Origin of the sequence: Streptomyces milbemycinicus, assembly GCF_002154605.1 — a bacterium.
GTDB lineage: Bacteria > Actinomycetota > Actinomycetes > Streptomycetales > Streptomycetaceae > Streptomyces > Streptomyces milbemycinicus.
On the sequence record NZ_MUNE01000409.1, the window covers coordinates 1 to 9830 of the forward strand.

The following is a 9830-nucleotide window of genomic DNA, read 5'->3' on the forward strand; positions in this document are numbered from 1 at the left end:
CGCCAAGGAGAAGCTGGTCGTGCGGGACGTCATCAAGGACGCCGACGGCACGGTCCACACCCGGTACGAGCGCACCTACGACGGACTGCCCGTCCTCGGCGGCGACCTGATCGTCCACAAGTCCGCCGACGGCGAGACCGAGGAGGTCACCAAGGCCACCGACGCCAAGATCAAGGTGGCCGACACCACGGCCGCCGTTGCCCCGGCCGCCGCCGAGCGGACCGCCGTAGGGGTGGCGAAGACCGAGGCCGGCGACAAGGCCGACGCCTCCGCCACCCCCCGGAAGGTCATCTGGGCCGCCAGCGGCAAGCCCGTCCTCGCGTACGAGACCGTGGTCGGCGGCTTCCAGGACGACGGCACGCCCAGCAAGCTGCACGTCATCACGGATGCCGACACCGGCAAGAAGCTGTACCAGTTCCAGGCCGTCCAGAACGGCACCGGCACCGGCCAGCACAACGGCAAGGTCACCCTCGGCACCACCAAGAGCGGCACCCAGTACCTGCTCAAGGACACCGCGCGCGGCGGCCACATGACGTACAACCTCAAGCACGCCGAAGAGGGCAAGGGGTCGAAGTTCCTGGACGCCGACGACGTCTGGGGCAACGGCAAGCCGACCATCGCGCAGACCGCCGCCGTCGACGCCCACTACGGCGCGGCCAAGACCTGGGACTACTACAAGAAGGTCCTGGGCCGCAACGGCATCCAGAACAACGGCAAGGCCGCCTACTCGCGCGTCCACTTCAGCAACGAGTACGTCAACGCCTTCTGGGACGACGACTGCTTCTGCATGACGTACGGCGACGGCGAAGGCAACAAGAAGCCGCTCACCCAGCTCGACGTCGCCGGCCACGAGATGAGCCACGGCCTGACCGCCGCCACCGCGAAGCTCGAGTACAGCGGCGAGGCGGGCGGCCTCAACGAGGCCACCTCCGACATCTTCGGCACGGCCGTCGAGTTCTACGCCAAGAACCCGAAGGACCCCGGCGACTACCTCATGGGCGAGAAGATCGACATCAACGGGGACGGCACCCCGCTGCGCTACATGGACAAGCCCAGCAAGGACGGTATGTCCTACGACTACTGGTCCAGCAGCATCGCCCAGGACGACCCGCACTTCACCTCCGGGCCCGCCAACCACTTCTTCTACCTGCTCTCCGAGGGCAGCGGCCGCAAGGTCATCAACGGCGTGACCTACAACAGCCCGACCAAGGACGGCCGCACCGTCACGGGCATCGGCCGCGCCAAGGCCGAGCAGATCTGGTACAAGGCGCTCACCACGTACATGACCTCCACCACCAACTACGCCAAGGCGCGCACCGCGACGCTCAAGGCGGCGAAGGCCCTGTACGGCGGGACCAGCGCGGAGTACAAGGCGGTCAACAACGCCTGGGGCGGCATCAACGTGCGGTGACGCACTGACAGCTGTCCCAGTGGCCGGGCGGGCGTGCTGCCCGCCCGGCCCACCAGACCTTACTTCTTACCGCTGAACGCCTCCTTCCGGATGACGTCGAGGAAGCTCGGAACCCCTTCTGTGGTGCGCACATCGATGAAAGCGCGCACATGGTGGCCATCGACCGCCTGGCGGAGCAACGCGTTTCCGAGGTCGGCACGCGAGGTGAAACGGCCGGGAAGGCGGGAGGCGGACACCCGGTAGTCGCTCACCGCATGCGCATCAAAGAGACCCGCGGGGCGGATCACCGTCCACTCGTGCTCGCTTTCGCTCACGACCTCCTCCATCCGCCGCATGTCGTCGTACACGGTGCGCCCGACGAAGCGCACGATGAACGGCTCGAGCACCTTCCGGAAGAAGAGACCCTCGCCGGGCGCCGGCGTCTCGAAGAGCACCGTCGAGCTCACGCAGACCAGACGGCGGACGCCGTGTTCCGTCATCGCCCGGGTGATGTGGGCCATGCCCCCGGAATACACCGTGACAGGGCTCCGGCCGTAGGGAACCCCGAGCGTCGAGATCACCGCGTCCTGCCCGGCCACGGTGCGCTCGACCGCGCCGGAGTCCAGCACATCCGCACCGACCACCCGCAGCCGCGGATCGCTCAGCGGGAAGGACTCGGGCCGGCGTGTGACGGCGGTGACCGTGTGGCCCTCGGCGATCGCCTGCTCGGTGGCCTGCCGCCCGGTCGGTCCGTTCGCCCCGAATATGGCGAGCTTCACTCGTTTCTCCCTCTCACGGACGATGGTCTTGCCACCCAAGAGGGCACCGGCGGCGGCGAGTGTGACATCCCGGAATCCGATATGACCTGGGCCACATTGCCCCGGGCGGATGTCACACTCCGGGCAGCACGGCGCCTCTCAGCAGAGAGCGCGCACAGGAGGCATGCCATGTCCGACAGCCCGGCACAGAGCCCGGCGGACGCCGCGACACGGGTGTTCGTCAGCTACCGTGAACTGCTGTTCTCCGTTGTCTACAACATGCTCGGCAGCATCGCCGACACCGAGGACGTACTCCAGGAGACCTGGCTGTCCTGGGCGGGCAGAAGCCGCCACTCGCCGATGGCGGAGATCGACAATCCGCGCGCCTATCTGGTGCGGATAGCGGTGAACCACGCGCTCGCCCGACGGGCCGGCATCAATCGCCGACGTGAGACCTACGTCGGGCCTTGGCTGCCCGAGCCCCTGGTCACCGACACCGCCGCCGACCCCCCGGCGGACACCGTCGACACGGCCGACCGGGCACTGCGCGCCGAAACCGTGTCGATGGCGCTGCTGGTGGTCCTGGAGACCCTGACCCCCTTGGAACGGGCGGTGTTCGTCCTTCACGAGGTCTTCGGCTACGCCCACACCGAGATCGCGGACATCCTGGACCGCAGCCCGTCCGCCGTCCGCCAGCTCGCACACCGCGCCCGCGAGCACGTCCACGCCCGCCGCCCCCGCTACCAGGCCCATCCACGCGTCCAGCGCCAGGCGACCGAGCGATTCGTCTCCGCGGCGCTCGGCGGCGACGTCGGCGCCCTCATGGAGGTCCTGGCACCGGAGGTGACCTTGTGGACCGACGGCGGAGGCAAGGCACGGTCGGCCCTGCGGCCGATCCACGGCCGGGAGAAGGTCGCCCGCACGCTGACCGGATACTCCTCCCGCCCCCCGCAGGGCCTGGACATCCAGTACCGGAGTGTCAACGGCGACCCCTCGGCGGTGATTTTCGCGGGCGATGCCCCGTACGCCGTGATGGTCATGGACCTGACCCCGGAGGGCGACCAGATTTCGAGCGTCTACCTCGTCAGCAACCCGGACAAGCTCTCCGCGGTCAGGCGGGACGAGGACGCGGCGCCGCCGGACGGGAAACCGGATCCCTTGGAGCGGGGGCAAGACCGATCGGCTTCCCGGGCACCGACGGACTCGGGGCCGTCCGGCGATCCGAACGCCACGCGTCGCTCGCCCCACCGCTGAGAGCGGCGGCAGTCCGGACGAGTGCGGTGCGGGGCGGGCGTACTGCCGCCGCCACGGCTCACCTCTGCTCAGCTCAGCTCATCGATGCAGCAGCCCGGGAGTCGGATGTCCGAGCCCGCAGGGCCGCCACGGCCCACTCGAGCACCGGCGTCAAGCTGTCCGGCGCCGGCCAGCCGTTGACCCGGGCGAGCAGCCGGACGTACCGCTCCCTGCGCGGATCGTTGACGCTCTCCAACCGGGCCAGCAGCCGACGCCGCAGCGCGGCGCCGTCCGGTTGGCCGACGAGCCGCGCGTAGTGCCCCACGACCCCCTCGACAACCGGGTCGGCCTGCCGCAAGGCCGGTTCGACCCCGGCCGCCACAACCGGCCCGACCCAGTCCCGCACCACCGCGACAACGTCCCTGCACGGCCCCACGCCATTGCGCTCCGCCGAGTGCTCCTCGGCCACCCGCCGCACCCTGGCCCGGAACTCCGGGTCACGCGACAGCTCCGCCAACTCCACCCACGCCCGGACCTGCTCGGCCTCCGGACTCTCGGGCAGCTCGGGCGTCATCGAGCGCCTGACCGCCGCGAATTCCGGGTTCCCGTCAAGGCCGCCGAAAACGGCGTCCAGAAATTCCCCGATCAGGTTTCGGCGCTCATCCTCGGAGAGCCTGGCCAACGTATGCATGATCTCCATCTCCTCCGGGCTCGCCCCACGCTCCGCCACCGCCGTCAACACCGCCCGCCGCAGCCGCAACGTACGGATCTGCACCGTCAGCGCCTCCGCATGCGCCGCCGCGACCTCCGCCAGCGACAGCTCCCGGTCCACGACCTTCCGAACCGTCGCCAGATCCAGCCCCAGCTCACGCAACGTCCGCACCAGCTCAAGACGCGCGACGGCGTCGACGCCGTACAGCCGGTATCCGGCCGGGCTGCGGTCCGTCGGCGCGACGATGCCGCGATCGGAGTAGAACCGAATGGTCTTCACCGTGAGCCCGGTCCGCCGGGCCAGCTGACCGATCGAGTAGAGCGCGCCGCCGTCCATGCCCCTACCTTCGCGTCTCCCCCTACGGGAGACTCAACCCCCCGGCCTCATCGCTGGCCGTCCGTGCAGCGGAGATTGGCGAGTCGCCTGAATCGCTAGCGGGCGGGGTCACACTTTCTGAAACGCGGCTCCGTGAACTGTCGGGCGTCTGCGATCTTCAGGTGTCTCGGGTTCGTCGGCGCCGGTCGGCCCGCCAATGTTCACCGCCGCGTCGACCACGCCACGCACGGCGAGCTTGACCGCCCAGTGTCCGCCGAAGCTGAGGCCCAGGTAGGCCACGGGCTCGTCCGGGCGCCACCTCCGCGGCCTGACAGCCATGCGGCACGGCAGGGAAGCCCGGCCTTCGGGGAGAAGGCCGGGCCTCGCTGTCCGCACCCACGCCTGCCAGCCGCCAAGGGCAGCGTAGGTTTGCGCTGCTTGGACGGCCGCCACGACGGGCGGCAGGCCAGAAGAAGGAGCAGGCCAGTGGGCGGAGACGAATCGGTGGCGGCACTTGCGCCGCTCATACCGGTGGCGGACGGCGTGGACGAGCGGATCGACTGGAGCGAGGTCGAGGGGATCTGGGGAAGACGCTTCCCCTCGGACTGTGTCCGCTTCATGGAGGTGTATGGGGCCGGGCTGGTCAGCGAAGAGATCGTGATTCTGCTGCCGGTGCCGCGAGCCGGCACGTACACGGATGCGTCGGGCCTGGGAGACGAGACCGAGAACGCCCGCCTGACCTGGGAAATGTGCGCGGACGAGGCCGACTTCGACGTGGACCCCGAGTCCATCGTGGCGTGGGGTGTCACCACGGGGGCGGACATCTACTGCTGGCTGACCACGGACGAGGATCCGGACCGGTGGCCGGTGCTGGTGTGCGGGCGGCACACCAGCCCGTCCTTCCAGGTGCACCCCTTCGGCATGGCCGAGTTCCTTCGACGGCTCCTCGGCGATGCCGAGTTCCAGGAGGAGACGATCAGTGTGACGCTGCCGGAAGAGAGGGCCTTCGCCAACTGGCGTGAGCGGGAGCGCCGCCACGAGGCGGGCCTGAACCCGGCCACCGGGCGGCCCTGGAACTAAGGCCACAACTTTTTACCGGGCTTGACGGTCAAGGTGAACGACTGCTGTACACAGGCCCAACTGTCAGTGCCGAAGCGCTGTGGCCGATGGGCGAACCGACGTACTGGAGAGAACCTGGATGTCCCGCCCCACCCACCGCCGGCCCGCCGCCGTGACCGCCGTCCTGCTGACCGCCTCCCTGGCGGGGTCCGGCGGACTCGCCGCGCCGGCCGCCGCAACCGCAACCGCAACCGCAACCAAGAGCACGAGGCCCGTCATCGACTTCAACGGTGACGGGTACGCGGACCTCGCCGTCTCCGCGCCCGGCGGCACCGTCTCCGGCTTCTCGGAGGCGGGCTACATATCGGTGCTGTACGGCTCCACGGCCGGTGTCGACACCGCACACCCGAAGCTGATCACGCGGGCGACCGAGGGCGTGCCGGGGGACGTCGAGCAGTACGGCGCCTTCGGCCGCACCACGGCCGCCGGTGACCTCGACGGCGACGGTTACACGGACCTGGTCGTGGGCGACTTCTCCGCCCCGGCGGTCCTCTGGGGCTCCGCGAAGGGTCTGCGCACAGGCAGCGCGCTTCCCGGACCCGCCGCCACCCTGGCGACGGGCGACATCAACGGCGACGGCCACGCCGACCTCGTGACCAAGAACGACCAGGGCCTCCAGGTGCGCTACGGCCCCTTCTCCCGCGCCGGAGTGCCCGCCTCCGTTCAAACGCTCCCCTTCGAGGACGGGGACCACCCCAAGGCCATCGCCGTGGGCGACATGACGGGCGACGGCGCAGACGACATCGTCACGACGCACAGTTTCGACGATGTGCCGGGCAAGTCCCGCTTCTGGGCGGGTGGGAAGGACGGCCTCAGCCGCACCTTCAGGACCACCGGCCACTACACGACCGACGGGGTCATCGCCGACGTGAACAAGGACGGCTACGGCGACCTCGTCGCCCCGCAGGTCGACCAGGTCTCGGAGGACCGCGACGCCGACGCCGGCACGCTCCGCGTCGTCTACGGCTCGGCGTCCGGCCCCTCCACCCGTACCGCGAAGATCACCCAGGACACGCCGGGCGTCCCCGGCACGAGCGAGGCGGGCGACCACGACGTCAACTCCGGCGATCTGTTCGGCCACTCCCTGGCCGCCGGCGACGTCACCGGCGACGGCTACCCGGACATCGCCGTGGGCGTGCCCGGCGAGGACATCGGCTCGGTCCGCGAGGCGGGCGCCGTCGTTCTGCTCAAGGGCAGCGCGGCGGGCCTCACCGGCAAGGGCGCGCAGGCCTTCCACCAGTCGACCCCGGGTGTGCCCGGCATCTCCGAAGAGGGCGACTACTTCGGCCGGACCGTGCTCCTCGCCGACGTCAACGCCGACCACCGCGCCGACCTGGCGGTGGCCACCCCCTACGAGGACGGCCGCTACGCGGACTCGGGCGCCGTGTGGGTCCTGCGCGGCTCCAGGTCGGGCCTGATCACCGGCGACATCGCTTCGTTCGGCCCGCGCGCGCTGGGCGCGCCCGAGAAGGAGGCGCGATTCGGGGACGACCTCGCACGGTAGGAGGACGCCCGGCGGCAGCAGGACGCCCGCCGCCCCGACCGTGCCGCCGCATCGCGGGGCGGGCTGTGACGGCGGGCGCGCGGGTCAGCTGTAGAAGTTGCGCTGCCAGCGGTGGTTGGCGAGTACGGCCAACTGGTCGGCGGTCAGCGGGCGGCCGTCGCTCAGGGCCGTGTTGCGTTCGACGTTGCGTACGGTGCGCATACCGGGGATGACGGTGGACACCGCCGGGGAGCTGAGGACGAACCGCAGCGCGGTCTCGGCCATCTCGTCGGGGGTGATGCCGAGGTCGGCGACGATCGCGGACACCCGCTGTTCGACCTGGGCCGGGCGGTCGTCGCGGAAGTAGCGGTTGCGGAAGTCGCCCTCGGGGAACGTGGCGTCGGCGGTGATGCGGCCGGTGAGGCCGCCCTCGTCGAGGGCCACTCGTACGATGACGCCGACGCCGTGCTCCGCACAGGCCGGCAGCAGCGCTTCGGCGGGCGACTGGTCGAAGATGTTGTAGATCACCTGCACGCTGTCGACGGCGCCGCTGGTGACGAGCGCGAGGGCGTTGTCGGGCTCGTGGTCGTTGATGGAGACGCCGAACAGGCGGATCTTGCCTTCCTGCTTGAGCTCGGCGATCGTCTCCAGCCAGTCGCCGCGGCCGACCCACTCATCGCTCCAGACATGGAACTGGAGGACGTCGAAGTGGTCCAGGCCGCTGGTGCGCAGGCTGGTCTCCACGCTTTCGCGGATGTGCGCACCGGGGAAGGTGTCGGCCGGGTCCAGGCCATCGGGGGCCGGCCAGACGCGGTTCTTCGGGGGGACCTTGGTCGCGACGAACACCTCGTCGCCGGATCCGGCCCGCTCGCGGACGACCTGGCCGACGATCCGCTCGCTCTCGCCGTAGCCCCGGGCGGTGTCGATGAAGTTCACGCCGAGGTCGATGGCGCGGTGCAGGGCGCGTACGGATTCGTCCTCGGTGGCGCCCACCCAGTTGGACTCTCCGATGCCCCAGGCGCCGTAGCCGATCTCGGACACGGACAGTCCACTGCGGCCCAGTTCGCGGTAGTGCACTTTTTCATCAACCTTCCGTCGGCGTACTTACTCTTTGCGGCCGGTCGCGGCGACGGTGACGCCGAGACCGATCATGGCGAGCCCGCCGACCCCGCCGACCATGGCCAGCCGCTGCGGTGAGCGGGCGAACCAGCCGCGTGCGGTGGCGGCGACGAGGCCCCAGATGCTGTCGGAGGTTACGGCGATGACGTTGAAGACGAGGCCGAGCAGCAGCATCTGCAGCGCGACATGCCCCTGCTCGCGGTCGACGAACTGGGGCAGTACGGCGGCGAAGAAGACGATGGTCTTGGGGTTGGCCACACCGACCGCGAACCCCTCCCAGAACGTGCGCAGGGCGCCCTGCTCAGCCGGACCGTCCCCGCTGAACGCGGCGCGCAGCGAGCCCCGCTGCCGCACCGCCTTGACCCCCAGGTACACCAGATACGCGGCGCCCACCAGCTTCAGCGCCGTGAAGACGAGGACCGAGCGCTCCACGATGGTGCCGACCCCCAGCGCCACGGCCACCACGAGCACATAGGCGCCGACCGTGTTCCCCATGACGGTGGTCAGCGCGGCCCGGCGCCCCTGGGCCAGGGCCCGGCCGATCACGAACAGCACACTGGGGCCGGGGATCACGATCAGCAGGAACGACATGGCCGCGAAGGCGAGGAGACGGTCGGTGGACACCATGGGGCCCATGTAAACACGCGGGGACTCCGCCCCCGCAACCCTTTTCCGCACCCTGTGTGTCCTGCGACCGAAGCCCTACTTTCGTCAGAGGCGCACCCGCCCCGCCGCGGGGGATGCTGGGGCGCATGATCCGGTGGATACGACACGGTGGCGCCGCGCGAACGGCCCTGCTCCTGTGGCTGACGGCCTGCGCGCCCGTCCTGCTGAAGGCCACATCGGCGAGCGGGCGCGATCTGTGGTTGCTGCTGGCCGGGTTTCCGCTGCTGGCGGGCGCGGCGGCGGTGGGTCGTACGCGGCCGCTGGTGGGGCTGGCGGTCGCGGTGGGGCTGAGCCTGGCCCTCAACCTGGAGCTGTACACCTCCTCGTACTGGGCGGCGCTGGCGCTGTGGGGCTATCTCACCGGGCGGTGGACTGCGGGCGCGCGGCCCGCGCTGTGGTTCTTCGCGGCCTTCGCGGTGGCGGGCGCGCTGCTCACCTGGGCGACGGACGCCGGGGTCTGGACCTGGTTCACCGCGCTGACCACGCTGCTGCTCAACGTCGTGGTGCCGTGGCTGCTCGGCCGCTACCGCCGCCAGTACGAGCATCTGGTCCACGCCGGCTGGGAGCTCGCCGACCGGATGGAGCGGGAGCAGCGGGCCGTCGCCGACCAGGCGCGGCTGCGCGAGCGGTCCCGGATCGCCGGGGACATGCATGACTCGCTCGGCCACGACCTGGCCCTGATCGCGCTGCGCGCCGCCGCCCTGCAGATCGACCCGGAGCTGAGCGACCGCCACCGGGCGGCGGCCGCCGAACTGCGGGAGGCGGCCTCGACGGCCACCAGCCAGTTGCGGGACATCATCGGTGTGCTGCGGACCGGGGACGACCCCGCCCCGACGGCCCCCGCCGACGAGGGTGTCGGCGCGCTGGTGGAGCGCGCGCGGTCCTCCGGGCTGGCCGTCGAGCTGGAGTACGGGCCCGAGGACGGCGAGCGCCGCTACGACGCAGACGGCGCGAAGGGGGCTGACCTGCCGCCCATGGCCGACCGCGCCGTCTACCGCGTCGTCCAGGAGGCGCTGACCAACGCCGCCAAGCACG

10 protein-coding genes are annotated in these 9830 nt (G+C 70.7%); 5 read left to right on the forward strand and 5 right to left on the reverse strand.

The window, feature by feature from the left end; all coding sequences use genetic code 11:
- Positions 1–1411: M4 family metallopeptidase (locus CCN51_RS30930; RefSeq protein ID WP_086860307.1), on the forward strand; the 1411-nt coding region annotated here is incomplete at its 5' end.
- 59 nt (positions 1412–1470) lie between these two features.
- Here CCN51_RS30930 and CCN51_RS30935 read toward each other — a convergent pair.
- On the reverse strand, positions 1471–2169 hold the full coding sequence (locus CCN51_RS30935; RefSeq protein WP_014176268.1) for an NAD(P)-dependent oxidoreductase: 699 nt from the start codon (positions 2167–2169) through the stop codon (positions 1471–1473).
- 168 nt (positions 2170–2337) lie between these two features.
- On the opposite strand from CCN51_RS30935, the gene sigJ reads away from it, so the two are divergent.
- Positions 2338–3402 (forward strand): RNA polymerase sigma factor SigJ, encoded by a 1065-nt coding sequence (gene sigJ, locus CCN51_RS30940; RefSeq protein WP_014176269.1) that lies wholly within the window; start codon positions 2338–2340, stop codon positions 3400–3402.
- Between the two features lie 73 nt (positions 3403–3475).
- Here sigJ and CCN51_RS30945 read toward each other — a convergent pair whose 3' ends face one another.
- Entirely contained in the window at positions 3476–4429 is a 954-nt protein-coding gene (locus CCN51_RS30945) for a MerR family transcriptional regulator (RefSeq protein WP_014176270.1), read from the reverse strand.
- A 108-nt stretch (positions 4430–4537) separates the two neighbouring features.
- The gene (locus CCN51_RS55185) at positions 4538–4708 is read right to left on the reverse strand and encodes a hypothetical protein (protein ID WP_158104713.1); all 171 of its coding nucleotides are present in this window, start codon (positions 4706–4708) and stop codon (positions 4538–4540) included.
- Between the two features lie 186 nt (positions 4709–4894).
- On the opposite strand from CCN51_RS55185, the gene CCN51_RS30955 reads away from it, so the two are divergent.
- Positions 4895–5488, forward strand: a complete 594-nt coding sequence (locus tag CCN51_RS30955) for an SMI1/KNR4 family protein (protein ID WP_014176271.1) — start codon at positions 4895–4897, stop codon at positions 5486–5488.
- 118 nt (positions 5489–5606) lie between these two features.
- Positions 5607–7031: an FG-GAP-like repeat-containing protein gene (locus CCN51_RS30960; RefSeq protein WP_014176272.1), complete on the forward strand. Its 1425-nt coding sequence runs from the start codon at positions 5607–5609 to the stop codon at positions 7029–7031.
- 84 nt (positions 7032–7115) lie between these two features.
- On the opposite strand, the gene CCN51_RS30965 is transcribed toward CCN51_RS30960, so the two are convergent.
- Both CCN51_RS30965 and CCN51_RS30970 read right to left on the reverse strand, forming a co-directional pair.
- Complete coding sequence (locus CCN51_RS30965; RefSeq protein WP_014176273.1) at positions 7116–8087, reverse strand: aldo/keto reductase; 972 nt, start codon at positions 8085–8087, stop codon at positions 7116–7118.
- 27 nt (positions 8088–8114) lie between these two features.
- On the reverse strand, positions 8115–8756 hold the full coding sequence (locus CCN51_RS30970) for a LysE family translocator (protein WP_043490127.1): 642 nt from the start codon (positions 8754–8756) through the stop codon (positions 8115–8117).
- Positions 8757–8881: 125 nt separating this feature from the next.
- On the opposite strand from CCN51_RS30970, the gene CCN51_RS30975 reads away from it, so the two are divergent.
- Positions 8882–9830, forward strand: a 949-nt coding sequence (locus tag CCN51_RS30975) for a sensor histidine kinase (protein WP_245881710.1), incomplete at its 3' end; no start/stop codon positions are given.

Coding starts and splice junctions, on each gene's coding strand:
- sigJ (WP_014176269.1), top strand. CDS start 2,338: ATGTCCGACAGCCCGGCACAGAGCCCGGCGGACGCCGCGACACGGGTG.
- CCN51_RS30945 (WP_014176270.1), bottom strand. CDS start 4,429: ATGGACGGCGGCGCGCTCTACTCGATCGGTCAGCTGGCCCGGCGGACC.
- CCN51_RS30960 (WP_014176272.1), top strand. CDS start 5,607: ATGTCCCGCCCCACCCACCGCCGGCCCGCCGCCGTGACCGCCGTCCTG.
- CCN51_RS30970 (WP_043490127.1), bottom strand. CDS start 8,756: ATGGTGTCCACCGACCGTCTCCTCGCCTTCGCGGCCATGTCGTTCCTG.